Below are 23,598 nucleotides of genomic sequence, written 5' to 3'. Positions count from 1 at the left end.
TACCGTCCCACGTCGAGCAGAGTGTGACGTCCCGATCAGGCACCTCGAACAAATGTCCTGATCAGACGTCCTGATCGAGCGTTCTGACCGAACGGGGGAGCAAGACAACCGTGGACGGCATCCCACCCGAGCGCACGGTGACCGACTCGTGGCCCGCCCTGCACGGCCGCCCGGTCCTGCGGCGCACCGTCGCCGTCGGGCTGGTGCTGTGCGTGTCCGTCGCCGCCGCCCTCGTGGTGCGCGGCGTCAACGCGCTCACCGCCGGCGGCACCGGCCGCGAGACCGACCGCGACCGCGCCGAACGTCTGGCCGGGCTCCACCCCTCCCAGCACCCCGGCGTCGGCCGCTTCTACGTCCCGGTCGGCGCCGTCTACACCCACACCTCCGACGGCGCCCCGGTCGCCTACCTGCACTACCGCCTCGGCGGCGGCCGGGCCCCCGGCCTCGGCGACTTCCTCAGCGCCTACGACCTCCCCGCGCCCGGCCCGGTTGCCCCACTGCCCGCCGACCTGCTCGCCGCCCTCGGCGGCGACGAGCCGGCCGAGGCCCCGGAACTCCCCGACTCCCCGCCGCCGCCCGTCGCCACCCCCTCCCCCTCGGCCACCCCCACCCCCGCCGAGAGCCCGTCCCCGGAGGCCACCCCCACCCCGGAGTCCGACGACCCCTTCGCCGAGCCCGCCGACCCCGCCGACCCGGCCCCCGTGGTCGCCCCCGCCCCGGACCCCGTCCCGGACGAGCCCGCCGCCCCGGACGAGCCCACCCCCGACGACCCCACCCCGAGCCCCACCTGGACCCCCACCCCCAGCCCCACCGCCCTCCCCACCCACACCCCCACCGCCCGCCGCATCTACGTCGCCACCATCTCCGGCGGCCTCCCCGGCGCCGCCGACATCTACATCCGCGCCACCGGCTGACCCCCGCCGGGCGCCGGGTCAGGCCACGTGTCGGTCGATGGTGAAGGCCATGACGCTGCCGGGTTGGAGCGGGAACGGGAGCTGGATCAGCCCGGCGGTGTTGTTGAACGGCGCGGGGAAGGTGGCCCGGACGCTCGCACCGTGGGCGGCCCCGAGCGCGCTGATCTCCGACGCGTTCACGCTCAGGCGGGTCGGCCGGAGCGCGGGATCAACGGTGAGCCGGTACTCGGCATCGGTGACATGGCGGAACACCTGGGCCTGCACGCGAATCCGTCGGTCGTTTCCCACGAACTTGCGTGCCGTGACGCTCAGCTCCACCAGGTGGCCCGCGGTGGCCTGAACCTCGCGCGGTACCGGGAAGTGTTCGACCCTGGCGCGTCCGCCGACGACGTCCTCGTGCGTGGCGGGCGCGCGTTCCAGTTCGCGGTTGTCGACCCGGACCGCGCCGACCGTGAAGACTTCCGGGTCGTCCGGATCCAGGTTGTCGTCGATCATCCACCGGAGCAGGCACTCGGGCCCGGTGAAGCCGTCCAGGCCGGCGTCGTCGTTGGAGGCGAGGCAGGCGATCGTCACCGTTCCGGGCAGGGCCTCGATCCGGTAGGAGATCCGGAAGCTCTGGTAGAGGTAGTCCGGATGGGCGTCGCCGTTTGGTGCGGGCGAGAGCAGGCAGTCATAGCGGTAGGCGGACAGCGCTCCGGCGAACAGCGGGTCGCGCACCGGACCGAGGACGTCCTGCATGCCGCGAAGTACGGCGCTGTCCACCTGTTCCGTGGTCTCCCGTACGGTGAGGGAGCCGATCGCGAGGGTGACGGCCGCCGCCGACACGAAGGCGCCGCCGATGAGGCTGAGGATGGTGGCGAGGACCTGCTGGTGGGTCATCAGTGCCGCGGTCACCACGCAGACCAGCCCCACCGTCAATGCGAGGGTGTTGATCAGTGCGAGGATCTTGCGCAGTTGTCGTTCACGAGACACGGCCACGCGCCACCCCCGTGGGCCGCGTCAGAGCGCCGACCCCTCTGCGATGATCCGGACGATGCGTTCGGAGACCTCCCCGATCTCCTGCGCCGTACGAATGTTGTCCGCCTGCCCCTCGGTCAGAAAGACCATGGCGACGCGGTGTGCGGGATGCAGGACGATGCCCGCGTCGTTCACGATGCCGCGCAGGCTTCCGGTCTTGTGCCGGACCGGGACGTCGTCGTCCAGGCGGGACGGAATCCGGTCGTTGCGCAGGTAGTTGACCAGGTAACGGCGGACCGGCTCGAGGTGGGGCGTCCGGTCGATGTACTCGACCAGCCGCAGCATGTCCTCGGCGGTCGTGGTGTTGGCCCGGCCGAGCGGACCGAGTTCCCGCTCGGAGAACCCGGCAGGGAAGGTCGTGCTATGCAGTCCGACGGCCTTGATCGTGGCGTCGATCCGCTCCTGGCCCAGGACGGCGCGTACGTGCTCGGCTGCCGGATTGTCGCTGGTCACCAGGGCGAACCCGCACAACTCCCGTACGGTGACGGTCGAGTCGGGGTCGAGGGCCTGGAGCACACTCGGGTACATCGTGCCCGGGAGGGCCCCGATCCGGACGCGCTCATCGGGGTCGAGTTCGCCGCGTTCGGCTGAGTCGAAGAGGGCCACCCCGAGGATCATCTTGGTCAGGCTCGCCGCAGGAAGCACCAGGTCCGCCCGGTGGGCGACGGTGAGCCGGGGGCCGTCGAGCGTCTTGACCAGGACGCTGCGCACGCCTGTGCCGCCGGCCGTCGTGAACGCTTCGATCTGTGCGGCGATCGCGGAGTGCAATCCGTCGGAATCGACCATCGGGCAGTCCCCTTCCTCCCGCTCTGGTCGAGTCGGGCCAACGGCTCCCTACCCGCACGGGAGCGCCGTACGCCCCGGTCCGGAGACCGGGCGGGGCCGAGAGGCCGGGAACGGCCGAACGCCCGCGGGCGGGTAGCCGACGGGCGTTCGGGAGGGGCTGGTCAGCGGGCGGCGGCGGCCGGTTCGGGGCGGGGGGTGGGGGGCTCGGCCGCGGCTGTGGAGGGGGTGGTGGTCGGGGTCGGGGTTGGGGTGCGGCGGGTGGGGGCCTGGCCGACGAGCATGGCGGCGAGGGCGAGGAGGAGGCCGAGGACCTGCCAGGGGGTGAGGGTCTGGCCGAGGACGAGGAGGCCGCCGAGGGTGGCGACGACCGGGTTGATCAGGCCGAGGAAGGAGGCCGGGCCGGCGCCGAGGTGCTCGATGCCGCGGAACCAGAGGGAGTAGGCGAGCGCGGTGCCGAACAGGCCGAGGTAGGCGAAGCCGGCCAGGTTGGCGGCGCTCAGGGCGGGCGGTGCGCCCTCGACCAGGGCGGCGAGCGGGACGAGGAAGACCGAGCCGGCCAGGAGCTGCCAGCCGGTGAGGTCGAGCAGGGTGGCGCCCTCGGGGCGGCCCCAGCGGCGGGTGAGGACGGTGCCCATGGCCATCAGCGAGATCCCGGCGACCATCGAGGCGATGCCGACGCCGTCCAGCCGGGCGCCGCTCTTGAGCACCAGCAGGGCCACGCCGCCGACCCCGACCAGTCCGGCGATCACCGCCCGCCGTCCGGGTCGCACCCGCAGCACGCCGATCGAGAATCCGGCGACGAGCAGCGGCTGGATCGCCCCGATGGTGGCGGCGACGCCGCCGGGCAGGCGGTAGGCGCCGACGAACATCAGCGGGAAGAACAGCCCGATGTTGAGCATCCCGAGCACGGCCGCGCGCCCCCACCAGCGCCCCTTGGGAAGTCGACGGCCGATCAGCAGCAGGAGCAGTCCGGCCGGGAGCGCACGGAGCGCGGCGAGCAGCAGCGGGCGGCCGTCGGGCAGCAGCTGGGTGGTGACGAGGTAGGTGGTGCCCCACGCGGCCGGGGCGAGTGCGGCGGTGGCGGCGATCCCCGCGCGCTTGCGGTCCATGACGGCCATGACGTCCCCCTGAACGTTGATTATCTGAACGTTGAGATAATTTCTACGCCGGGGATCCGCGAACGTCAAGTATGTGAATGTTAAGATATCTACGTTGGGTAGGCAGTGGACACTGGACGGCTACGGACAGACGGCTCCGGAAGGGCGGCGGGCATGCAGCAGCGCGACACCGTGGACGACATCGTCGAGCAGTGGGCCCGGGCCCGCCCCGAGCTGGACGCCGGGCCGATGGCCCTGATCGGCCGGCTGCGACGGCTCAACGTCCGGGTCGACAACGCCCTGCGCGAGTACTTCACCGCCTGCGGCCTGGACTCCTCCGAGTTCGACGTGCTGGCCACCCTGCGCCGCTCCGGCGAGCCGTACGAGCTCAACGCCCGCGCGCTGCTCAAGTCCGCGATGGTCACCTCCGGGGCCATCACCAACCGGGTCGACCGGCTGTCCGCCAAGGGACTGGTCGAGCGCAACCCCTGCCCGACCGACCGCCGGGCCGTCCTGGTCCGCCTCACCCCGGCCGGCAAGGAGCTGATCGACGGGGCGCTGGCCGGTCACGTCCGCAACGAGGAGCGCATCCTCTCGGCCCTCGACGCGGACGAGCGCAACCGGCTCGACGCCCTACTGCGCAAGCTCCTCATCGCGCACGGGGACACCGAGCCGCTTCTCTGAGCCGGGCCGGTGCCTCCAAGGGCGGGCGCGGGCGGCGTGTCCAGCGGTGTCCCGGCGGCGTTATCCCCTGCGGAAGCCCACCGGAGGAGAGGCCCCGATGAAAGAGAAGACCCCCAGGGACATCGCCGTCGGCGACCAGCTGCGGGCCGCCGGCACCGAGGGTGCCCAGTGGCTGACCGCCTCCGGGTGGGGGCCGCCGGTCAAGGTGCCGCTGCAGGAGGCGGCGAAGTGGCAGCAGGAGACCCGCGCCCGGATGCTGGCGTCGCAGCGGGACGAGTCCTGCACCTGGTGCGACCACCTGCTGTACGGCGGGCCGCAGCCCGTCGTCGTGCACGCGGAACACCCGACCCACCTGATCTGCCGCGCCTGCTCGATCGCCGCCCGCCCCCGCCGGGTCTGCCTGGACTGCGGGGAACCCGCCGCCTCCACGTCCCCGGCCGACGGGCGCGAGGACGTCTTCATGGGCGCGGTGGCGATCTACACCCGGCTGCGCTGCGCCGCCTGCCACCACTCCGACCCGCTCACCGGCACCTTCGGCCAGCCCGTCTGACCGGGCCGCTCAACGGCGTGCGACCAGCGCGTACCGCTCGTCGTCCACTGGCCCGCCCCACAGCTCGGCCTCCCCGCCGAGCGGCTCGACCCGCAGCTCGGAGACCAACGGCCGTACGGCCGCCGCGAGTTCCTCCGCCCCGACCCCGCCGCCCCACGGCAGCCGCCCCGCCCCGGCCGGGTACGGCGAAACGGTGGCCTGCCCGGTCTCCCGCCACCGGCCCTCGACCAGGACCAGCCGGCCGCCCGGCCGCAGCAGCCGCACCCAAGCGCGCAGCGCCCGCTCGGGCTCGGGGAGCGTCCAGACCAGGTGCCGTGACAGCAGGACGTCGAAGCTCTCGTCCCCGAGCGGCGGCGCGCCCGCGTCACCCACCAGGAACCGCGCCGTCAGGCCCGCCGCGACCAGCTTCGCCCTGGCCCGCCCGACCATCCGCGGCGCCAGGTCCACGCCCGTCACCCGGTGCCCGTCCGCCGCGAGCAGCAGCGACAGCGACCCGGTGCCGCACCCGACGTCCAGCACGTCCGCCGCCCCGCCCGGCACCCACCCCCGCACCCGCCGAAGCCACGCCGCCCGCACCGGCCCCGCCCGCAACCCGTGGTCGGGCTCCTCGTCGAAGGCCGCAGCGGCCGCGTCCCAGTACTCGGCAATGGCGCGGCGGCCGGAGTCATCCATGGCGCGCATCATCGCAACCGCCACCGACACGGGCCGCTACCCGCCGATGGGGAAGGGGATCCCGTGCCGGTCCCCGCTCACCGACCGCCGAATGACGTTGACCAGCCTGACCTGTGCCGCAGTCGTCGACCGCCGAGCCTGCTCGAACTCGTCCGGAGACAGCGGATCGGTTCGTGGGTCGCGGCTACGAGCCACCTGATCGAGGAAGGTCTCGACGGCACGGCCGAACTCGTCGATCTCGGCGGCGACTTCCCTGGGTGCGATCAGGCTCGCGTGCATCAGGGCCGCACTCCATGCGCCCCAGTCGTAGTCCCAGCCACGCCGTTCGCCGTGTGCGCGCCTGAGTTCCATTGTGAACCCGGCGTAGTGGCCCAGTAGTTCCCGGTATGCGGCGAGCTGCTGGTCCCGGGACCAGTGCCGGTCCTGGGCGCGGCGCGTGACGATGCCGCCGACCAGTACACCTGCCGTGGCTGAAAGCGCCCCGGCCGCCGTCGTCACCAGTGTGTCCAACATGGAGCCTCCTCGCCAGCGCTGACGAACGGCGGCACGAGACCAGGGCCCGGGTGCGTTGCGGGGAAGTGCCCGAAGCTGCCCCAAGGTGGCACGGTGCCGGAACCCGCCGACCGTACCGGCTCACCCCACCACACCCCGGGGAGCTTGCCAACTATGTTGGACGGGTTGGAGGTTGGCGCTTGCGGATCGAATTCGACAGCTTCTCCCGAGCTGTCATTCGCCCAGGGGTCTTGTGGACCGTTGGCTCCAGGCGGAGCCAACGGCTCTCTGTGTGTCGCCTGCGCCCGCCCCGCAGTCGGGGCGGCAGATCCCCTCATCCCGCTCCGCCCAGGGTCGGCGGCTGCCAGTCGAAGGTCGCGGCCGAGCGGTTCAGCAGGGTGCGGGCGGGGAGGAGGCCGGTGAGGGTGAGGGCGGTGTCGCGCAGGAGGGTGGCGGCGGGGGAGCGGAGGGCGACGAGGTTGCCGATGCGGCGGGAGGCGGCGACGACGGCGGTGGTGCGGGGGAGCCGGGCAGCGGTGTAGGCGGGCAGGGCGGCGGCCGGGTCGGCGGCGGGGGTGAGCAGGGAGGCGAGGACGACGGCGTCCTCGATGGCCTGGCAGGCGCCCTGGCCCTGGAAGGGGCACATCGCGTGGGCGGCGTCGCCGAGGAGGGCGACCCGGCCGTGGTGGTGGGCGGGCAGCGGGTCGGCGAGGTCCCAGACGTCGTGGCGCAGGACGCGTTCGGGCTCGGCCAGGGCGAACAGCCGCGGTACGGGGGCGCACCAGTCGCCGAACCGGCGCAGGAGTTCGGCCCGTTCGTCCCCGTCGGCGGCCCGCTCGCCGGCCGGGGCGAGGGCGGCGCCGTAGACGTAGACCCGGCCGTCGGCGAGCGGGACGACTCCGGCGAGCCGGCCGCGGCCCCACACCTCGCCGACGGCGGCCGGGCGGCGGTCGGGGGTGACGACGGCGCGCCAGGTGGTGAAGCCGCTGTAGCGGGGGCCGGGGTGGCGGGGGAAGAGCAGGGCCCGGGTCGCGGAGCGGATGCCGTCGGCGGCGACGACCAGGTCGGCGGTCTCCTCCCCGTCGGCGGTGCGCAGGACGGCGGGTTCGGTGGCGCTGCCGGGGGTGACGAGGGTGGCGGGCGAGCCGGTGCGGACGGTGTCCTCCGGGAGCGCGTCGACCAGGGCGGCGATGACGTCGGCGCGGGCGACGGCGGCGATGGTGTCGCCGAAGCAGGCCTCGAAGGCCGTGGTGTCGAGGCGGGCGAGCCAGCGGCCGGAGGGGTGGCGCAGGCCGACGGCGGGGTGCGGGGCGGCGAGGGCGCGCAGGCGCGCGCCGACGCCGAGCCGGTCGAGGGAGCGCAGGGCGTTGGGGGCGAGGGCGAGCCCGGCGCCGACGGGTTCGAGGGATTCGGCGCGTTCGTGGACGCGTACGGGCATGCCCTGCCGGTGGAGGGCGAGGGCGGCGGTGAGGCCGCCGATGCCGCCGCCGATGACGATCGCCTGGTGCAGGCCCATGAGGGGGCTCCTCTTCTCGCGCGACCCGGGCACTACAGGTGTAGTGTCCGATGTCCGGCACGCTACTACATGTGTAGTGAGCCGTAAACTACGGCTGTAGTGAGTTGGGGGAGCCCGACTGGAAAGGCCATGATCGGACCCATGACACCCCCGCGCCCGACCCTGATCGCCGACGCCGCCATCGACCTGATCGCCGACGCCGGCCTGCGCGGGCTCACCCACCGCGCCGTGGACGACGCGTCCGGCCTGCCCGCCGGCTCGACCTCCAACCTCGCCCGGACCAGGGCCGCCCTGCTGGAGCTCGTGCTCACCCGGATCGTCGAGCGGGAGACCGCAGACTTCCCGGTCCTCGCCGAGGGCGAACTGCCGCAGGCCGCCGTCCCGCCGCGCGAACTGCTGGCCGAGGTCGGCGCCGAGGTGCTCTTCCGGGCGCTCACGGAGGGCCGCCGGCTCACCCTGGCCCGCCTGGAACTCGCCCTGGAGGCCACCCGCAGGCCCGAACTGCGCACCCTCTACGACCGCCTGGGCGCGCGCTTCGCCCAGCGCGCCGCCGAGCTGCTCGCCGCCTCCGGCTCGGGCGACCCCACGGGGGACGCCCGCCGGTTGATCCGCTGGTGCGACGGCGTGCTGTTCAACGCCACGGCCGGCAGCGGGCACTGGCACGTGCCGATGCCGGAGGAACTGCGCGAGGAGATCGACCGCTACCTCGCCGTGCTGCTCGACCGGTAGGAGCCGGTAGGACCGGTGGGACCCGGTAGGGCCGGGGCCCGGGGGTGCCCGCCTATACTCCCTCTGCCCGATCAGGCAGGGGGAAGAAATGCTGAACACGCTCGACGTCGCGGTACTGGTGGTGGTCGGGGTGGCGCTGCTGGTGCGGCTGGCGACGCTGCCGGTGCTGGTCCGTGCCCAAGCGGCAACGCGCCGCCGGGCGTTGGCGGCCGCCGGCGCGGACCCGGCCGGAGGTGCGCGGGGCGGCACCGGCGCGACGATCGGCGAACTGACGGTGGGTCTGCTGACCGCCGTGGGAGTGCTGGCCGTCCTGCGCGCCTGGAGCAGCGTCCTCTTCGAGGGGCTGGGGCGGTCGTTCGACGTCTACAATGCGCGGTACCTCACGATCGTCTCGCACCTGCCCCTCCACTCGGCGCGGACCTGGTACATCACCTCCTTCGTCGTCTGCCTGCTGCTCTGGCTGCTGCTCTGGTGCCTGACCCAGCGCAACCTGTGGACCGTCGGCATGCCGCCTCGGCTGTGGCGGGCCGGCCGGACCCGGGCCCAGGTCGCCGGCCTGCTCGCCCTCCGCGCGGTGCTCGCCGTGTTCCTCCTGCCGGTCGGGCTGATCGTCGCCGCGCTGGTGTTCCAGGCCGTCGCGATGGCGGCGAGCCGCCGGGCCAAGCCGGTCGGCGCGGAGGCGGTGCGCGCCGAAGAGGCCCGAGCGGCCCAGGCCGCCCAGGCGGTCCAGGCGTTCCCGGCGTCGCCGAACCCGTACGTGCCCACCGCGCCGGCGCGGGCGCCGTACGTCCCGCCGCAGACGCCGTACGCCCCGCCTCAGGTCCCGTACGTCCCCACGCAGTTCGCGCAGCCCGTCCCTCCGGTGCCGGCTGCCCCGGCCGCCCCGCCGGTGCTGCCGAGGCCGCCCGTCGGCAGCCCCCTCGGTGCTCACGAGCCCCGCACGATCGGCGGCTACCAGCTCCTCGGCCGGATCGGCTCCGGCGGCATGGGCACGGTCTACCTCGCCCAGCGCCAGGGCTCCGCCACCCAGGTCGCGCTCAAGACCATCAACCTCGAACTCCTCGACGACGCCGACCTGTTGCGCCGCTTCCGGCGCGAGTCCGAGGTGCTGGCGATGGTCCCCGGCGCCTACACCGCCCGGGTGCTCGACACCGGCGTGGACTCCGGACGCCCGTACCTGGCCATGGAGTTGCTGGACGGCCGCCCGCTGGACGCCCACCTGCGCGAGCAGGGGCCGATCCGCTCCGCCGAGGCGCTGCGGGCCCTCGCGCTGGCGCTGGCCGTGGCGCTGTCCGGGGTGCACCGGCTGGGGCTCGTCCACCGGGACCTCAAGCCCGCCAACATCATGCTGACCACGGCCGGTCCGCGCCTGCTGGACTTCGGCATCGCGGCGATCGTGGACGGCACCCGGCTGACCGCCACCGGCGGCGGGCCGGGCACCCTGACGTACATGGCGCCGGAGCAGTTCGGCGAGGAGCGGGTCGGTACGGCGGCCGACGTGTGGGCCTGGGCGTGCTGCGTGGTGTGCGCGGCGCACGGCGCCAGCCCGTTCGCGGCGACCAACACGGGAGCGGTGATCCGCCGGATCGTGGAGACCGGGCCCGAACCCGCGGCGCTGGCGGCGGTCCAGGCCCTCGACCCGGCGCTCGCCGCCGTCGTCACCCGCGCGCTGGCCATGGCCCCCGAGCAGCGCCCGGCGGACGGCACGGCCCTGCTGGCGGCGCTGGCGGCGGCCCAGCCGACGGCGCCGGACCCGGCGGCCGTCCACGACCAGATCACCCGGGGCTGGCAGACCCTCGCGCTGTAGCGGCGGCGACGGGTCCGGCGGCGGCATCAGGTACGGTGCGGCCTCAGCCGTCGGACGTTACCCGCCCGGCGACGAGCCGGGCGCAGTCGTCCACCGAGGCCCGCGAGGTGTCGACGACCAGGTCGTACGTGACGCCCTCGTGCACCAGCGAGGCCTGCGCGGCGGCCATCCCGGCCGCCCGGTCGCCGCGGGCCGCCTCCCGCTTCGCGGCCACCGCCGGATCGCAGCGCACCCCGACCCAGAGCACGTCCAGGCCCTCCAGCGCCGACCGCCACCGGGCCTGCGAAGCGGCGCCGCCGAGGAACACCTCGTCCACCACGATCCGGGCCCCGGCCCGGGCCATCGCCGCGACCCCGAGCGTCCAGGCGGCGTCCAGGGTGGCGAAGACCGGGCCGACCTCGACCGTCCCGTCCCCGTCCTCCAGCCCGCCGATGCCCTCGCCGCCGGTGCGCAGCGACGGCGGCAGCGCCTCGACCATGGTGTCCGCGCCGAGGTGCAGCCAGGGGTCCGGCAGCAGCTCCTGCAGGCGCAGGGCGATGCTCGACTTGCCGGAGCTGGACCCGCCGTTGAGAACGATCACATGCATGCGCGGAGCCTACGGCCGCGCACCCCGCGTCGTCGCGGCGTTATCCCGGGGGTGCCACAGGGGCGCGGCCATGGACCGCACGGCCCCGACCGCCCCCATCAACGCCGCCCCCATCAACGCCGCCCCCATCAACGCCGCCCCCCGCCGCCGAAGCCCCGGGCTACGCCGCCCCCGCCACGAAGGCCGCCGCCGCGGCGGTGAAGGAGGCGGCCACCGCCGGTGCGCCCGCCCAGTGCAGGTGCAGGTAGGAGGCGTGCACGTTGCCGCTCGCGAAGCCCTCGGTGCGGGGGCCGGTCGGCAGGCGCCAGCCCCAGGCGGGGAGTTCGCCCGCGCCGGGCTCGCAGACCGTGCGGTGGAACTCGTGGCCGCGCAGCCTGGTGCCGGCCGGGGCCAGCGGGGAGTCGTGCAGGGCGACCGCCTCCCGGTAGCCGAGGGTGAGGCGTTCGGTCATCCGGGCGTCGGCGGGCAGTACGCCGCACATCGGCAGGCCGTCCAACTCCCGTCCCAGGTAGAGCAGTCCGGCGCACTCGGCGGCGACCGGCCCGCCCGCGGCGGCGAACGCGGCGATGGCGGCGCGCAGCGGGGCGTTGCCGCTCAGCTCGCGGACGTACAGCTCGGGGAAGCCGCCGCCGATGACCAGGCCGGCCGTCCCGGCGGGCAGCGAGGAGGCGTGCAGCGGGTCGAACGGGACCACCTCCGCGCCCGCCGCGCCGAGCAGTTCGGCGTTCTCGGCGTACGAGAAGGAGAAGGCCGCGCCGCCCGCCACCGCGATCCGGGGCCGGCCGGCCACCGGGGTGACCTCGGCCGACGGGTCCCAGGGTTCGGCGTCCAACTCCGGTGCCGTCCGGGCGAGTTCGAGCAGGGCGTCCAAGTCGACCGAGGAGGCGACCAGTTCACCCATGTCGGCGACCGCCCGGAGGGCCTCCGCCGAGCGTTCCACCGCCGGGATCAGCCCGAGGTGGCGGGAGGGTGTGGCGACCGCCGTCGAGCGGCGCAGCGCGCCCAGCACCGGCACGCCGGAGCCCTCCTCCAGGGCCTCGCGCAGCAGGTGCTCGTGCCGGTCGGAGGCGACCCGGTTGAGGATCACCCCGGCGAGCCGCACCTGCGGGTCCCAGGAGGCGAATCCGTGCACCAGCGCGGCCACCGAGCGGGACTGCGAGGAGCCGTCCACGACCAGCACCACCGGCGCCCGCAGCAGCTTGGCGACGTGCGCCGTGGAGGCCAGTTCGCCGCGCCCGGAGGCCCCGTCGAACAGGCCCATGACCCCCTCGACGACGGCGACGTCCGCCCCCGCCGCGCCGTGCAGGAACAGCGGCGCGATCCGCTCCGGCCCGCACATGAAGGCGTCCAGGTTGCGGCCCGGGCGCCCGGCGGCGAGCGCGTGGTAGCCCGGGTCGATGTAGTCGGGGCCGACCTTGTGCGGCGACACCGCCAGCCCGCGCGCGGCGAGCGCCGCGATCAGGCCGGTGGCGACGGTGGTCTTGCCGGCGCCCGAGGAGGGCGCGGCGACGACGAGGCGGGGGATGTTGCTCAACGGTCTACCACTCGATACCGCGCTGGCCCTTGCGGCCGGCGTCCATGGGGTGCTTGACCTTGGTCATCTCGGTGACCAGGTCGGCGAAGCCGGTCAGCGCCTCGGGCGCGTACCGGCCGGTGATGACGACGTGCTGGCTGCCCGGGCGGTCCTTGAGCACGGCGACCACCTCGTCCGGGTCGACCCACCCCCAGTGCATCGGGTAGGTGAACTCGTCGAGCACGTAGAAGCGGTAGGTCTCGGCCGCGAGGTCGCGCTTGACCTGCTCCCAGCCCTCCTTGGCCGCCTCCTCGCTGGACATCTCCTGCTCGGTGGAGCGCTGGATCCAGGACCAGCCGGAGCCCATCTTGTGCCAGTCGACGGTGCCGCCCTCGCCGGAGGCGCCGAGCACGCGCAGCGCGTTCTCCTCGCCGACCTTCCACTTGGCGGACTTCACGAACTGGAACACCCCGACCGGCCAGCCCTGGTTCCAGGCCCGCAGCGCCATGCCGAACGCGGCCGTGGACTTGCCCTTGCCGGGGCCGGTGTGCACGGCGGTGATCGGCAGCGTGCGGCGCTGACGGGTCGTCAGGCCGTCATCGGGGACGCTCTCGGGGACTCCCTTGGGCATTCGGCTCAGGCCGCCTTTCGCATCGAAGTGGTCGAACGGTTCGCGGAGCGGTCCGCGGCGCGGTTCTCGCGGACGAGCGAGGCCACGCCCTCGGCGCGCAGCTCGTCCAGGCTGACGGCGGTGCCGCCGAGCAGCCCGGCCAGGGTGCGGGCCAGGCCCAGGCGGACCGGGCCGGACTCGCAGTCCAGCACCACGCTGGCCGTGCCCTGCGCCGCGAACAGCGCGGCCGCGCGGCGCGACTGGGCGAGCGCGTCCCGCCCGCCGGTGGCCCGGCCGTCGGTCACCACGACCAGCAGCGGGCGCCGGCTCGGGTCGCGCAGCCGCTCCACCCGCAGCACCTCGTGGGCGCGCAGCAGGCCGGCGGCCAGCGGGGTCCGCCCGCCGGTGGGCAGCGACTCCAGCCGGGCCGCGCCGACCTCCACCGAGGAGGTGGGCGGCAGTGCCAGCTCGGCGCCCGAGCCCCGGAAGGTGATCATGCCGATCTTGTCGCGGCGCTGGTAGGCGTCCATCAGCAGCGACAGCACCGCGCCCTTGACGGCGGTCATCCGCTGCCGGGCGGCCATCGAGCCGGAGGCGTCCACCACGAACAGCACCAGGTTGGACTCCCGTCCCTGGCGCACCTGTTCGCGGAAGTCGTCCTTGTGCACCACCAGTGCCCGCCCGCTGCGCCCGCGCGCGGCCTGGTGCGGCGCGGCGGCCTGGAGGGTCGCGGTCAGGTGCAGCCGGGCGAGCGCGCCCTGCGGGCGGCGGGCGCGGATGGTGTGCCCGCCGGTGGTCTCGGCGGGGGAGCGGCGGCCCTGGGCGCCGTGCCCGGTGCCCTTCACGGTGAACAGCCGCGTCCGGTACGGGTCGCCGGCCGCGACCGGCGCCGACTCCCGCGCGGGGGCCGGGTGCTGGGCCGGTACGGGCGGCTGCGCGGGTGCCTCGGGGCCATCGGAGGCGGGGTCCTCGGGGGAGGGCGCCTCGGGCGCCTCGGGGCCGGCGTCGGACGGATCGGGCGCGCCGCCGCCGTCGGGGCCGCCCCCGTCCGGGCCGCCCTCCGGCCCGTCGCCGTCGTCACTGCCGCCACCGTCGCCGTCCGGGCCGGGCCCGTCGTCCTCGGGCTCCGGCTCCTCCTGCTGGGCGTGCTCCTCCAGCGTCCGGTCCAGCTGCTCCTCGTCCAGCCCGGGCGCGTCGAAGGGGTTGCGGCGGCGGCGGTGCGGCAGTGCCAGCTGGGCGGCCTTGCGGACGTCCTCCTCCAGCACCTCGGTGCGCCCGTCCCAGGCGGCCAGCGCGACGGCGGTGCGGGCCATCACGATGTCCGCCCGCAGGCCGTCCACCTCGAACGCGGCGCACACAGCGGTGATCTGACGCAGCGCCACATCGGTCAGCTTGACCTTGGGCAGCAACTCCCGTGCCGCGGTGATGCGTTCGGCGAGCGCCCGCTCCTCCTCGGCGAACCGCGCGGCGAAGCCGGCCGGGTCCGCGTCGTACCCGAGCCGGCGGCGGACCACCTCGGCGCGCTCGGCCGGGTCCCGGGTGGCGGCGATCTCGACGGTCAGGCCGAACCGGTCGAGCAGCTGCGGCCGCAGCTCGCCCTCCTCCGGGTTCATGGTGCCGACCAGCAGGAACCGGGCCGCGTGCCGCACCGACACGCCCTCGCGCTCGACGTACGAGCGGCCCATCGCGGCGGCGTCCAGCAGCAGGTCCACCACGTGGTCCTGGAGCAGGTTCACCTCGTCGATGTAGAGCACGCCGCGGTGCGCCCGGGCGAGCAGTCCGGGCTCGTAGGCCTTGACGCCCTCGGCCAGCGCCCGCTCCAGGTCGAGCGAGCCGACGATCCGGTCCTCGGCCACGCCGACCGGCAACTCGACCAGCTGGGAGGGCCGTTCGGAGGAGGACGGGGAGTCGTGCGGCCCGTCCGGGCACTGCGGGTCGGGCGCGGCCGGGTCGCAGGCGAAGCGGCAGTCGTCCACGGTGGCGATGGACGGCAGCAGGCCGGCCAGCGCGCGCACCATGGTCGACTTCGCGGTGCCCTTCTCGCCGCGCACCAGCACGCCGCCCACGGCCGGGGAGACCGCGTTCAGCAGCAGTCCGAGCCGCAGGTCGGCCATGCCGACGATCGCGGTGAACGGATAGCGGACGTCACTCATGCCGTACCCCAGTCCTGTCGTGCCTGACTCTGTGATCGTGCCCGGCCCTGCTGCCCCGCCCGGTTCGGCGGTCCTGCCCAGCCCTGCGTCCGTGTCCGGCTCATGCGTCACTCCCAGGGGCCCCGGGCGGGAGGAACGGCAGCGATCCGGCCGCCGGCACCCCGCCCTCGATCAGCTTCCACAGCGCGTCGGTGTCCGCGTGCTCCTCGATCAGGTCGCCCAGCCGGTCCAGCCGGGCCTCGCGCGCCGCGGCGAAGGAGGTGTCCGGCGCCGGGACGAACGCCCGGCCGGACAACTCGGCTACCTCGCGCAGGAGTTCGCGGCGGAACCCGTCGTTCTCCAGCGCGCCGTGCCAGGTGGTGCCCCAGACCGGGCCGACCCGGCAGCCGTCCAGGAAGGGACTGCCCCCCTCCACGGTCACCACCCCGTGGTGGATCTCGTAGCCCTCGACCCGCTGCCCGAACGCCTCGCCGACCGGCCGCGCCAGCACCTTCTCGACGCCGAAGCGCACGTGCGTCGGCAGCAGCCCGAGACCGTCGACGGCGCCCGCCTTCGACTCGACCTCGTCCACGATCGAGTGCGCCAGCATCTGGTAGCCGCCGCAGACCCCGAGGACCGGCAGTCCGGCCGCCACCCGCGCCTTCAGGGCCGGCTCCAGGCCGCGCTCGCGCAGCCAGGCGAGGTCCGCGACGGTGGCCCGGGTACCGGGCAGCACCACCAGGTCGGCGTCGGCCAGCTCCTCCGGCCTGGTCGCCCAGCGGACCAGCACGCCCGGCTCCTGCGCGAGCGCGTCCATGTCGGTGAAGTTGGACAGCCGGGGGAAGCGCACCACGGCCACCCGCAGCACGTCCGCGCCGAGCGGCCCGGGCCCGTCCGCCCGGTCCGCCACGGTGGACAGGTCCAGCGAGTCCTCGGCGTCCAGCCAGAGCCCGGGCAGCATCGGCAGCGTGCCCAGCACCGGACGGCCGGTCAGCTCGTGCAGCATCTCCAGCCCGGGCGCCAGCAGCCGCGCGTCGCCGCGGAACTTGTTGACGAACCAGCCCGCCACGTGCCGCTGGTCCTCCGCCGACAGCAGCGCCAGCGTCCCGTACATCGCCGCGAAGACCCCGCCGCGGTCGATGTCCCCGACCACCACCACCGGCAGGGCGGCGGCCGTGGCCAGGCCCATGTTGGCGATGTCGCGGTCGCGCAGGTTGATCTCGGCGGGCGATCCCGCGCCCTCGCAGACCACCACGTCGTAGCGGCCGCGCAGGTCGGCCAGGCACTCCAGGGCGCGCTCCAGCAGGACGGGCTTGCGCTCGCGGTAGTCCAGCGCGCCGACCTCGGCCACCGGCCGGCCGAGCAGCACCACCTGGCTGCGGCCGTCCGCGCCCGGCTTGAGCAGCACCGGGTTCATCGCCGCCTCCGGCTCCACCCGGGCGGCCTGCGCCTGCATCGCCTGGGCGCGGCCGATCTCGGCGCCGTCGGCGGTGACGAAGGAGTTGAGCGACATGTTCTGCGCCTTGAACGGCGCGACCCGTACGCCCTGGCGGGCGAGCCACCGGCAGATTCCGGCCGTCACCACGCTCTTGCCAGCGTCCGAGGTCGTCCCCGCGACCAGCAGTGCGTTGCTCATGCCCGTCCCCTCTTCTTCAGCAGTGCCCGCAGCAGGACGTGCCCCGCGACCGTCGTACCCAGCGCCAGTGCGCCCACCCGCCGGGAGAGCGCGCAGGCCCGCTCGATGTCGTCCACCGTCACCGGCCGCAGCTCCGCGCCCAGGACGGGCCGGTGCTCCACCCGCTCGCCGTACCGCAGCGTGCCGCCCAGTCGGACGCCCACCGCGCCGGCGAACGCCGATTCGGCCTGGCCCGCGTTCGGGCTCGGGTGCGCGGAGCCGTCGCGCCGCCAGACCCGCCAGGCGGTCCGGGGCTCGGGGGCGGCGGCCACCGTCAGCAGCGCCGTCAGCCGGGCGCCCGGCCAGCCCGCCACGTCGTCCAGCCGGGCCGAGGCCCAGCCGAACCGGGCGTAGCGGGGCGAGCGGTGGCCGACCATGGCGTCCAGGGTGTTCACGGCGCGGAAGGCCAGCAGGCCGGGGGTGCCGGCCAGGGCGCCCCAGGTCAGCGCGTTCACCACGGCGTCGGCGGTGTTCTCGGCCACCGACTCGACCACCGCCCGGGCGATCTGCTGCCCGTCCAGCGCGCTCGGGTCCCGCCCGCACAGGTGCGGCAGCCGCTCCCGGGCGGCGGCGAGGTCGCCGGCGGCCAGCGAGCGGCCGATGGTGCGGGCCTCCCGGGTCAGCGAGGTGCCGCCGAGTACCGTCCAGGTCGCGGCCGCCGCCAGCGCCGCCCGGCCCAGCGGGCGCCGGCCCACCGTACGGTCCAGGGCGAGCGCGCCCGCCGCGACCGCGCCCACGCACAGCGCGGTGTACCCGGCCCCGGCGGCGCGGTCGTCGCGCCACAGCCGCCGCTCCAGCCGGGTCGCGGCGCTGCCGAAGAAGGCCACCGGGTGGCCCCGGCGGGGGTCGGCGAAGCGGGCGTCGGCGGCGTAGCCCGCGGCGGCGCCGAGCGCGAACACGGCGGCGCGGGCCAGCGGGCGCGAGGCTCGGGTCAGCGGGCGCGGAGCGGGGGAAGGCGCGCGCGGGGTCATCGGCCGCACGGCGGAGGGCAGCTCGGAGTCCGGCCGGGCGGGGCAGCCTGCATCGCGTGCGTGTCCTCACTCAGGGTCCGCGCCCTGGATCGACGTGACGGCGGCGAGAGTCTCCTGGCTTCCGGGTCGAACGCACCCCCGGAGCCTTCCAGCGGCCGTCGACGGCCCGCCGTGGCGATGTTCCGAGCGTGCTCCCCGGTGACAGTGGCGGGACCGCGCCGGACTTCCACCGGCTTCCTCTCCATGCCTCCGTTTGGCCCCAGGATCCCATCACGGGCCCGAACCGGGAGTCAACCGAGGTCACGGAGGGGTTGGTCACACGGGGACGCCGCTGACGCCCGGTCGGATCGCCCGGCGCGGCCCCGCCCCGACCCCCGCCACCGGCACCCCCTGAGTACCGCCCTGAGCACCCCGGGAGCGCCCGCCGGGTGACCCGGACGGCCCAGCCCGGTGGCCGGTCGGGCGGAGCGCCGGTGAACTGGGGCTCGAACACCGTCCGGTCCGTGAACAACGTCCGTGAACAACGTCCGTGAACAACAGAGCGGGGAGCGAGATGCGTTGGGGAACCGCCGCCGTCGTGGCGGCCGCCGCGGTGGGGGCCGCCGTGCTGGTGGTCGGCCGCCGGGCCTCCGAGCGGATGGTCCGTCCGGTGACCGCCGTCCAGGAGTCCGGGCCGGTCCAGGTCCGCGCCCTCGCCGCCGGCCGGGTCACCTTCACCCGCGGTCCCGCGAGCCTGCGCCCCGGCCGCTGGGCGGTGGAGTGGGCGGACGGCGGGCACGCGGTCGTCGAGGAGGTGCTGCACGCCGACGAACAGGGCGTCACCCGCCGACTGGTCCGCGCCGACCGGGGCACCCTCGTCCCCGGCACCGAGGTCCGCTTCACCCCGCGGGTCCACCTCGGCGACCCCACCGAGGCGCTCGGCCTCGCCTTCGCCGACACCACCGCCGACGGCGAGCTCGGCGCCCTCCCCGCCTGGCGGCTCGACGGCAAGCGCGGCACCTGGGTGATCCTGGTGCACGGCCCCGGCGACGACCGCCGGCAGACCCTCCCGGTGCTCCCCGTCCTCGACCGGCTCGGCCTGCCCGCCCTCGCCGTCACCTACCGCGGCGACCGGGGCGCCCCCGCCTCCCCGGACGGGCTCAGCCACTTCGGCGAGACCGAGTGGCGCGACATCGAGGCGGCGGTACGGCTGGCGCTCGACAGCGGCGCGGGCAAGGTGATCCTGTACGGCTGGTCCGTCGGCGCGACCATCGTGCTGCAGACCGTGGCCCGCTCCGCCTGGTCGCACGCCGTCCGCGGCCTGATCCTCGACTCGCCCGTGCTCGACCTGCCCGCCTCCGCCCGCCGGGACGCCGCCCGGGCCGGCTTCCAGGGCGTCGCCGCCGAGCTCGGCGCCCTCGCCGCCGAGGGCCGCACCGGGGTCGACCTCGCCGACTTCGGCCGCATCGCCGACGGCACCGACCTGCGGGTGCCGACCCTCCTCCTGCACAGCCCCGAGGACAGGATCGCGCCCTTCGGCGCCGCCGAGAAGCTGGCCGCCGCCCGCCGCGACGTGGTGAGCCTCCAACCCTTCCCCGGCGCCGACCACGCCACCCTCTGGAACACCGCCCCCGACCGCTACACCGAACTCCTCCGCCGCTGGCTCACCCCGCTCCTCTAGGGCCCGTCTTCGAACTCGCGTCTGCGGGCCGACGCCGGGGCACGCACCTCGCCGCGTTGTCGTCGGTCGCCAATGGCCCCCAGCCTTCGGCCGGGAGGTGCCCCCACCGCAGTGGCTCCCTCCTCCGCCTTGCGATGCACGCACCCCAACGCCGCCCCGCCCGCCCTCCGGGCGGACGACGGGAGTTCGAAGACCGGCCCTGGCCCCTCAACCACCCCCCCTGTGCGCGAGGGCGTTTTCGGCTGGTCCCCGCCGCTTTTCCCGGTGCGATTCCCCCCGTCCGGGAATGAACGTTCCTCCCATTCCTCCGGGCCCGCGTGAAAAGTCGGCCCGGCCGACTTCCGGTGCGGCTCGATCCCGATCACCGCGCCCGCCATCCGTCCGGATTCGGGCTGGACAGTCCTGCCGGGCGTCGCCGGGCCGAAACGCCCCCGTACGGGCCCCTCGGCTGTCAGGAGCAATATTTGGCCCGGCCCCTTACCCCCCACCCGTACGCACGGTGACCGCCCGAGCATTCCCGGCAACCGGGCCGCCCCCCATGGCATGGGCAGGTCACACGTTTCCGGCCAGGCGGTTTGCCGTTGTTGCCCGATCTTGCGGAGGTGCCACCGGCGGTCGCCCGGTCGTACGGACAACCGGATGTGACAGAAGGCCGGTACAAGGGGAAGACTGCTCGACGTGACGTCTCGGAACCCGCGCGACCGTGATGCCCCGCTCCCGCCGACGATCGGTACCGGTGCGACGGTGACCCGTCTCCCCGGAACGGCCCAACGGCCCGCCGGTGGCAGGCCGGGCGGGGCGGGAGTCCCCCGTAACGCAGTACCCCGGCGACGAGGGCCCGCTCCGGCTCCCGGGCGGGGCAGGGTTCCCGTGCCGGAGGGCTTTCCGGCACCCTCCGAGCTGGCGCCGCTGGCCCGCCGGATGCTGGTGGACGCCGTCCGGGTCGCCCGCTGGGCCGGTGAGCTGGCCGAGGTCGACAAGCGTGGCGAGCTGCTCCCGGACGACGCCCGCGCGGCGGGCCGGGCCCTGGCCATGACGGTCGGTGCCGCCGCCAAGGCGTGGGGGCAGGCGCTGCTGGTGGGCCTGGTGGAGGCCCGGGACGGCGGAGCCGGCCCCGGCTGGCGCCTGCACGCCTGGGAGCACGACGACGAGGCCGTGGTGCGCGGCTGGTCGGCGCTGTTCGACGCCTGGACCCTGCTCGCCCCGGTGCCGCCCGCGGCGCTGCGCGGCGTCTTCGCGGTCCTGGCCGGGCAGGCCGTGGACCAGGCCCCGCAGCTGCTCTCCTTCCTGCACCTGGTGGACGGCCCGGTCGCCGAGAGCGAGCTGCTGGAGCTGCTGCGCCGCGGCCTGGACGAGCGCCGGGTCGGCACCGGCCTCGGCGGACCCGGCCTGTCGCCGGTGCCGCACGCGGCCTCGGCCGTCTCCGCCGTCCGCGGCACCTGCCGCGCGCCGCAGATCGACACCCCGGCCGCGCCCTCGGACGTGGCCGCCGTCCTGGACTGGATGCTGGACGGCCTGGCGGCCGTCGGCGCCCTGGTGCGCAGGAACGACGCCGCGGAGCTGTCGCCGCTCGGCCACTGGGCGGTGCGGGCGAAGCTGGAGGAGATCTGCACGGTCGCGCAGACCGCGGCCGGGCACATCGAGCAGAGCGCCTTCGAGCTGCTGAACGCCTGTGCGGACTACTCGCCGGGCCCGGCCCGCGCCGAGTTCCGGGCCTGGGTCGCGGCCCGGCCGGCCGACCGGGCGGTGGGCGAGCTGCTGGACGCCGCCCAGGGCGACGACGCGCTGGTGCGCGGGCTGGCCTTCGAGGCGCTGCGGGTGGCCGGCGGACCGGCCGAGCAGGCGGTGCGCGCGGCGGTGGACGAGCCGGTGCTGCGCCCGTACGCGCTGCTGTGGCTGGCGGAGCGCGCGGACGAGGGCGTCGCCCCGGCGGACGTGCTGGGCGCGGAGGACGCGGCCTGGCTCTGGGTGGACACCGCGGCCGCGGTGCTCGACCACGGCGAGACCGAGCTGCTGGTGGGCCACGTCGAGGGCGCCGCGGCGGGCGACCCGGTCCGGCTGTTCGCCCGGGCCCGGCAGTCCGGCCACCCGCGGGCGGCCTCGGTGCTGACGGCGGTCTCGAGCGTGCACCCGGACCCGGGCGTGGCCCGGGCGGCCCGCCGCTCGGCGTTCAGCGTGCACACCGGCGGCGCCTGAGCCGCACGGGCGCACGGGAACACGGGCGCACAGGAACACGGGAACACGGGAAGGGCCCGGAACCACCAGGTTCCGGGCCCTTCCCCATGTCGGTCGTGGGACGGCTCAGCCGAGCCGCGACTCCGCCCGCCGGGCGCGGACGTCGCCGACCTTCTGCCCCACCTTGCGGCGGATGACCAGCAGCGGCGCCATCGCGGCGAGCGTGATCTGGGCGAACGCGCCGACGTGCATCAGGCTGTCGCCGCCGGGCAGCCCGGTCGCCCAGGCGGCCAGGCAGCCGATCGCGACGACGACCCAGCAGAGCGTGGCGGTGGCCAGCAGCCCCTGCGGCTTCGGGTACTCGATCCGGCTGACCATCAGGTACGCGGCGCCGAAGATGGCGAGCAGACCGGGCAGGAACGGCGGGTCGAGCAGCACGATGGCGATCACCGTCATCGCGCCCATCGGGCAGGGCATGCCCTGGAACACCCCGGGCCGCATCTTGACGGCCGAGAAGCGGGCCAGCCGCAGGACCACCGCGAGCAGTACGGTCAGCGCGATCAGCGCCGACAGCTTGCTGTTGGAACCCGGGGAGACCATCCCCCAGACCGCGACGAAGTAGGCCGGCGCGATGCCGAAGCTGATCAGGTCCGCGAGGTTGTCCAGTTCCGCTCCGAGGGCGGAGGAGCGCAGCTTGCGCGCCACCAGCCCGTCGAAGAGGTCGCACATCGAGCCGATCAGCAGCAGCGTGACCGCGGTGGCGGCGCTGTGCCGGTCCGGAGCGGCGTCCGGGTTGGTGATGTGCGGGACCAGGACCCCGGTGGTGATCGAGTAGATCGCCAGGAAGCCGCAGACGGCGTTCCCCAGGGTCAGGAAGTCGGCCGTGGACAGGTGCTGGGGAGAGCGCGGGGCACGCAGCTCGCGGTCCCGTGCCCAGCGGCGGCGGCGCAGGGCCGTCTCCTCGTCGTCCAGGCCGACGATTGTCTCAGGATCAGTCACGGTCAAGGCGCGTCACCCCGGCTGTGGTCTTCTGGCCGACCTCGACGCCGACCTCGACGCCGGCCGGCAGGTAGGTGTCGACGCGGGACCCGAACCGGATCAGACCGATCCGGTCGCCCTGCTCGACCTTGGTTCCGGCGTCCACGTACGGCACGATGCGGCGGGCCACGGCCCCCGCGATCTGGACCATCTCGATGTCGCCGAGCTCGGTGTCGAAGTGCCAGACGACCCGCTCGTTCTGGTCGCTGTCCTTGTTGAACGCGGGGACGAAGCCGCCCGCGACGTGCTCGACCGACGTCACGGTGCCCGGCAGGGGCGCGCGGTTGACGTGGACGTTCAGCGGGCTCATGAAGATCGCGACCCGGGTGCGGCCGTCCGGCCAGGCGTCGATGCTCTGCACCACGCCGTCGGCGGGGGAGATCACTCTGCCCGTGCCGATCTCACGCTCGGGGTCGCGGAAGAACCACAGCATGCCCGCGCCGAGGGCACAGGCGGGTACCGCAGCCAGGGCCCACTTGCCGCTGCGCCGGGTGAGGGCGGTGGTCACGGCGGCCGTGGCGAGGGTGGGGACGAACCAGGGGGTGGCTCCGCGCGCGATGGTCACGCGGGGTCGCCGACCGGCCGTCGGGGCTGCGAGGGCATCGCGGTCCGTGACGGAGGTGTGAGGGGACGGGCTGATGGGCATCGAAGACCTTTGTCGCGGGGGATCATGGCCGCTGGACGGGGGCCACCGCGGAATCGGTAATAGAGGGACGGCTTGCTGTCCCGGTGGATGCTATCGGGAGCAGACGGTGGGTGGGCAACCCGCCTGCTCGTTCACGTGTCCGGTGGCGGCGCGTGTGCGCGTCCACTCCTACGACCGTAGCTCGGCCCGGTCCGGTTCCCAAGGGACCCGACAGGGCTGGTGACTCTTGTCTCAACGGGTGCGCGGACGGAACCCGGCGGACGAAACGGCCGTAGCGGCCGGAAGCGGGTGTGCGGAAGCGGCCGCAGGGCGCGTCGTCGCAGCTGTA

At 75.1% G+C, this 23,598-nt stretch carries 21 protein-coding genes and 1 riboswitch; of the genes, 7 read left to right on the top strand and 14 right to left on the bottom strand.

The window, feature by feature from the left end; all coding sequences use genetic code 11:
* Nucleotides 1-110 precede the first annotated feature (110 nt).
* Nucleotides 111-914: a hypothetical protein gene (locus ACFVU7_RS18340; RefSeq protein WP_388045958.1), complete on the top strand. Its 804-nt coding sequence runs from the start codon at nucleotides 111-113 to the stop codon at nucleotides 912-914.
* An 18-nt stretch (nucleotides 915-932) separates the two neighbouring features.
* Here the strand turns inward: ACFVU7_RS18340 and ACFVU7_RS18335 are convergent, their stop codons facing one another.
* The 3 genes from ACFVU7_RS18335 to ACFVU7_RS18325 form a co-directional block, all read right to left on the bottom strand.
* Nucleotides 933-1,886 carry a hypothetical protein gene (locus ACFVU7_RS18335; protein WP_388045956.1) on the bottom strand — a complete coding sequence of 318 codons (954 nt, stop codon included), beginning with the start codon at nucleotides 1,884-1,886 and terminating at the stop codon, nucleotides 933-935.
* 27 nt (nucleotides 1,887-1,913) lie between these two features.
* Entirely contained in the window at nucleotides 1,914-2,717 is an 804-nt protein-coding gene (locus ACFVU7_RS18330; RefSeq protein WP_388045955.1) for a serine hydrolase, read from the bottom strand.
* A gap of 161 nt (nucleotides 2,718-2,878) precedes the next feature.
* Complete coding sequence (locus tag ACFVU7_RS18325; protein ID WP_388045953.1) at nucleotides 2,879-3,835, bottom strand: EamA family transporter; 957 nt, start codon at nucleotides 3,833-3,835, stop codon at nucleotides 2,879-2,881.
* A gap of 153 nt (nucleotides 3,836-3,988) precedes the next feature.
* Here ACFVU7_RS18325 and ACFVU7_RS18320 point away from each other — a divergent pair, with 153 nt between their 5' ends.
* Entirely contained in the window at nucleotides 3,989-4,498 is a 510-nt protein-coding gene (locus ACFVU7_RS18320) for a MarR family winged helix-turn-helix transcriptional regulator (protein ID WP_375873277.1), read from the top strand.
* Between the two features lie 97 nt (nucleotides 4,499-4,595).
* Nucleotides 4,596-5,048 carry a hypothetical protein gene (locus ACFVU7_RS18315; protein ID WP_049655346.1) on the top strand — a complete coding sequence of 151 codons (453 nt, stop codon included), beginning with the start codon at nucleotides 4,596-4,598 and terminating at the stop codon, nucleotides 5,046-5,048.
* A gap of 9 nt (nucleotides 5,049-5,057) precedes the next feature.
* Here ACFVU7_RS18315 and ACFVU7_RS18310 read toward each other — a convergent pair whose 3' ends face one another.
* From ACFVU7_RS18310 to ACFVU7_RS18300, 3 genes are all read right to left on the bottom strand, one after another.
* Nucleotides 5,058-5,729: a class I SAM-dependent methyltransferase gene (locus ACFVU7_RS18310; RefSeq protein ID WP_388045951.1), complete on the bottom strand. Its 672-nt coding sequence runs from the start codon at nucleotides 5,727-5,729 to the stop codon at nucleotides 5,058-5,060.
* 27 nt (nucleotides 5,730-5,756) lie between these two features.
* Entirely contained in the window at nucleotides 5,757-6,233 is a 477-nt protein-coding gene (locus tag ACFVU7_RS18305; RefSeq protein ID WP_049655348.1) for a hypothetical protein, read from the bottom strand.
* Between the two features lie 313 nt (nucleotides 6,234-6,546).
* Nucleotides 6,547-7,728, bottom strand: coding sequence for an FAD-dependent monooxygenase (locus ACFVU7_RS18300; protein WP_388045948.1), 1,182 nt, complete (start codon nucleotides 7,726-7,728; stop codon nucleotides 6,547-6,549).
* 141 nt (nucleotides 7,729-7,869) lie between these two features.
* On the opposite strand from ACFVU7_RS18300, the gene ACFVU7_RS18295 reads away from it, so the two are divergent.
* Both ACFVU7_RS18295 and ACFVU7_RS18290 read left to right on the top strand, forming a co-directional pair.
* Nucleotides 7,870-8,457 (top strand): TetR/AcrR family transcriptional regulator, encoded by a 588-nt coding sequence (locus ACFVU7_RS18295; protein ID WP_388045946.1) that lies wholly within the window; start codon nucleotides 7,870-7,872, stop codon nucleotides 8,455-8,457.
* Between the two features lie 88 nt (nucleotides 8,458-8,545).
* The gene (locus tag ACFVU7_RS18290; protein WP_388045944.1) at nucleotides 8,546-10,264 is read left to right on the top strand and encodes a serine/threonine-protein kinase; all 1,719 of its coding nucleotides are present in this window, start codon (nucleotides 8,546-8,548) and stop codon (nucleotides 10,262-10,264) included.
* A gap of 43 nt (nucleotides 10,265-10,307) precedes the next feature.
* Here the strand turns inward: ACFVU7_RS18290 and cpt are convergent, their stop codons facing one another.
* From cpt to ACFVU7_RS18260, 6 genes are all read right to left on the bottom strand, one after another.
* Nucleotides 10,308-10,844: a chloramphenicol phosphotransferase CPT gene (gene cpt, locus ACFVU7_RS18285; RefSeq protein WP_387969971.1), complete on the bottom strand. Its 537-nt coding sequence runs from the start codon at nucleotides 10,842-10,844 to the stop codon at nucleotides 10,308-10,310.
* 166 nt (nucleotides 10,845-11,010) lie between these two features.
* On the bottom strand, nucleotides 11,011-12,384 hold the full coding sequence (locus ACFVU7_RS18280) for a cobyrinate a,c-diamide synthase (protein ID WP_388045943.1): 1,374 nt from the start codon (nucleotides 12,382-12,384) through the stop codon (nucleotides 11,011-11,013).
* A gap of 4 nt (nucleotides 12,385-12,388) precedes the next feature.
* Entirely contained in the window at nucleotides 12,389-12,994 is a 606-nt protein-coding gene (gene cobO, locus ACFVU7_RS18275) for a cob(I)yrinic acid a,c-diamide adenosyltransferase (protein ID WP_380737330.1), read from the bottom strand.
* Nucleotides 12,995-12,999: 5 nt separating this feature from the next.
* Entirely contained in the window at nucleotides 13,000-15,126 is a 2,127-nt protein-coding gene (locus tag ACFVU7_RS18270) for a putative cobaltochelatase (protein ID WP_388045941.1), read from the bottom strand.
* Nucleotides 15,127-15,226: 100 nt separating this feature from the next.
* A complete protein-coding gene (locus ACFVU7_RS18265; protein ID WP_388045939.1) occupies nucleotides 15,227-16,741 on the bottom strand; it encodes a cobyric acid synthase in 1,515 nt (504 codons plus the stop codon).
* Nucleotides 16,738-17,751, bottom strand: a complete 1,014-nt coding sequence (locus ACFVU7_RS18260; RefSeq protein ID WP_387969809.1) for a cobalamin biosynthesis protein — start codon at nucleotides 17,749-17,751, stop codon at nucleotides 16,738-16,740. Before ACFVU7_RS18260 ends, ACFVU7_RS18265 begins: the two co-directional genes overlap by 4 nt.
* A 107-nt stretch (nucleotides 17,752-17,858) precedes the next feature.
* Nucleotides 17,859-17,992, bottom strand: a riboswitch (cobalamin riboswitch).
* A gap of 312 nt (nucleotides 17,993-18,304) precedes the next feature.
* On the opposite strand from ACFVU7_RS18260, the gene ACFVU7_RS18255 reads away from it, so the two are divergent.
* Together ACFVU7_RS18255 and ACFVU7_RS18250 are read left to right on the top strand one after the other, a co-directional pair.
* Entirely contained in the window at nucleotides 18,305-19,411 is a 1,107-nt protein-coding gene (locus tag ACFVU7_RS18255; protein ID WP_387969807.1) for an alpha/beta hydrolase family protein, read from the top strand.
* 870 nt (nucleotides 19,412-20,281) lie between these two features.
* Nucleotides 20,282-21,607 (top strand): hypothetical protein, encoded by a 1,326-nt coding sequence (locus tag ACFVU7_RS18250; RefSeq protein WP_074001623.1) that lies wholly within the window; start codon nucleotides 20,282-20,284, stop codon nucleotides 21,605-21,607.
* Between the two features lie 105 nt (nucleotides 21,608-21,712).
* Here ACFVU7_RS18250 and ACFVU7_RS18245 read toward each other — a convergent pair whose 3' ends face one another.
* Together ACFVU7_RS18245 and ACFVU7_RS18240 are read right to left on the bottom strand one after the other, a co-directional pair.
* Complete coding sequence (locus ACFVU7_RS18245; RefSeq protein WP_369808332.1) at nucleotides 21,713-22,591, bottom strand: phosphatidylcholine/phosphatidylserine synthase; 879 nt, start codon at nucleotides 22,589-22,591, stop codon at nucleotides 21,713-21,715.
* On the bottom strand, nucleotides 22,578-23,270 hold the full coding sequence (locus ACFVU7_RS18240) for a phosphatidylserine decarboxylase (RefSeq protein WP_049655656.1): 693 nt from the start codon (nucleotides 23,268-23,270) through the stop codon (nucleotides 22,578-22,580). The genes ACFVU7_RS18245 and ACFVU7_RS18240 overlap by 14 nt, the downstream gene beginning before the upstream one ends.
* Between the last annotated feature and the right edge of the window lie 328 nt (nucleotides 23,271-23,598).

The organism is Kitasatospora sp. NPDC058046, assembly GCF_042885595.1.
Lineage (GTDB): Bacteria > Actinomycetota > Actinomycetes > Streptomycetales > Streptomycetaceae > Kitasatospora.
The sequence above is the reverse complement of the archived record's forward strand: the minus strand, read 5'-3'. Positions and strand labels throughout refer to the sequence as shown.

Bases quoted from the DNA above. Each gene is read 5' to 3' on its own strand.
- ACFVU7_RS18330 (WP_388045955.1), bottom strand. From the start codon at position 2,717: ATGGTCGATTCCGACGGATTGCACTCCGCGATCGCCGCACAGATCGAA.
- ACFVU7_RS18325 (WP_388045953.1), bottom strand. From the start codon at position 3,835: ATGGCCGTCATGGACCGCAAGCGCGCGGGGATCGCCGCCACCGCCGCA.
- ACFVU7_RS18320 (WP_375873277.1), top strand. From the start codon at position 3,989: ATGCAGCAGCGCGACACCGTGGACGACATCGTCGAGCAGTGGGCCCGG.
- ACFVU7_RS18315 (WP_049655346.1), top strand. From the start codon at position 4,596: ATGAAAGAGAAGACCCCCAGGGACATCGCCGTCGGCGACCAGCTGCGG.
- ACFVU7_RS18310 (WP_388045951.1), bottom strand. From the start codon at position 5,729: ATGCGCGCCATGGATGACTCCGGCCGCCGCGCCATTGCCGAGTACTGG.
- ACFVU7_RS18305 (WP_049655348.1), bottom strand. From the start codon at position 6,233: ATGTTGGACACACTGGTGACGACGGCGGCCGGGGCGCTTTCAGCCACG.
- ACFVU7_RS18300 (WP_388045948.1), bottom strand. From the start codon at position 7,728: ATGGGCCTGCACCAGGCGATCGTCATCGGCGGCGGCATCGGCGGCCTC.
- ACFVU7_RS18295 (WP_388045946.1), top strand. From the start codon at position 7,870: ATGACACCCCCGCGCCCGACCCTGATCGCCGACGCCGCCATCGACCTG.
- ACFVU7_RS18290 (WP_388045944.1), top strand. From the start codon at position 8,546: ATGCTGAACACGCTCGACGTCGCGGTACTGGTGGTGGTCGGGGTGGCG.
- cobO (WP_380737330.1), bottom strand. From the start codon at position 12,994: ATGCCCAAGGGAGTCCCCGAGAGCGTCCCCGATGACGGCCTGACGACC.
- ACFVU7_RS18270 (WP_388045941.1), bottom strand. From the start codon at position 15,126: ATGAGTGACGTCCGCTATCCGTTCACCGCGATCGTCGGCATGGCCGAC.
- ACFVU7_RS18265 (WP_388045939.1), bottom strand. From the start codon at position 16,741: ATGAGCAACGCACTGCTGGTCGCGGGGACGACCTCGGACGCTGGCAAG.
- ACFVU7_RS18260 (WP_387969809.1), bottom strand. From the start codon at position 17,751: ATGACCCCGCGCGCGCCTTCCCCCGCTCCGCGCCCGCTGACCCGAGCC.
- ACFVU7_RS18255 (WP_387969807.1), top strand. From the start codon at position 18,305: ATGCGTTGGGGAACCGCCGCCGTCGTGGCGGCCGCCGCGGTGGGGGCC.
- ACFVU7_RS18240 (WP_049655656.1), bottom strand. From the start codon at position 23,270: ATGCCCATCAGCCCGTCCCCTCACACCTCCGTCACGGACCGCGATGCC.